The sequence below is a fragment of the Polaribacter sp. Z014 genome (assembly GCF_023555435.1).
Taxonomy (GTDB): Bacteria; Bacteroidota; Bacteroidia; order Flavobacteriales; family Flavobacteriaceae; genus Polaribacter.
In genome coordinates this window covers 1-970 of record NZ_JALCZP010000096.1, presented here as the reverse complement: position 1 = coordinate 970, position 970 = coordinate 1, and the positions used below count along the sequence as shown (strand labels likewise).

Below are 970 nucleotides of genomic sequence, written 5' to 3'. Positions count from 1 at the left end.
ACAGAGGCTGCTAAAATTTGTGATTTAAATCCGTAGTTATCATAAATTAATCTCATTTCTGAAATTAAATTTAATCCATCTGTAGAAATATCATCCAATCTTCCTAAAAAAGGAGACACATACGTTGCTCCTGCTTTTGCTGCTAATAATGCTTGTCCTGCAGAAAAAATAAGTGTCATGTTTGTTTTAATCCCTTTATCAGAAAAATATTTACACGCTTTTACACCATCTGCAATCATTGGTAATTTTACCACAATCTGTGGATGTAAAGCAGCTAACTCTTCTCCTTGCTGAATCATTCCATCATACTCTGTTGCAATTACTTCTGCAGAAACATCTCCTTCTACAAGGTCACATATTTTTTTATAATGGTTTAAAATATTTGCTGCTCCTGTAATTCCTTCTTTTGCCATTAAAGATGGATTGGTAGTTACACCATCTAAAACTCCTAAAGCTTCTGCTTCGGCAATATCATTCAAATTTGCTGTGTCAATAAAAAATTTCATACGTTTATTTTTATACTGTTTTTAAATATGCTAATACTTGTTGACTTACTTTTTCTCCTGTAAATCCAAATTTTTCGTCTAAGATGTTTGCTGGTGCTGAATACCCAAAATGATCCAATCCAAACACTTTTCCTGCATCACCAACCAAACCTTCTAAGTTTACTGGTAAGCCTGCTGTTAAGCCGAATAATGGTTTGTTTTTAGGAATAACACTTTGTTGATATTCTTTAGATTGGTTTCTAAATACACCTTCAGAAATTACCGAAGCAATGTTTACTTTTAAGCCATTTTTAGCTTCTAAAATTTCTGCTGCAGCCACTAAAGTTGCAACTTCAGAACCATTTGCCACTAAAACAACATCTGGATTTGCTACTTCTTTTACTAAATACCCACCTTTTTCAGAAGCTAATGCTTCTTGATATCTTGATGATGCTCCTTTGGTTGGTAAATCTTTAATTCCTTGT

The 970-nt window shown here is 33.2% G+C and carries 2 protein-coding genes; both read right to left on the bottom strand.

Going from position 1 to position 970, the window contains the following annotated elements:
* The coding region (locus MPF19_RS19080; protein ID WP_249989858.1) for a transaldolase family protein at positions 1 to 506 on the bottom strand (506 nt) is incomplete at its 3' end.
* A gap of 10 nt (positions 507 to 516) precedes the next feature.
* A partial coding sequence (locus MPF19_RS19075; protein WP_284041599.1) for a transketolase-like TK C-terminal-containing protein occupies positions 517 to 970 on the bottom strand: 454 nt, incomplete at its 5' end.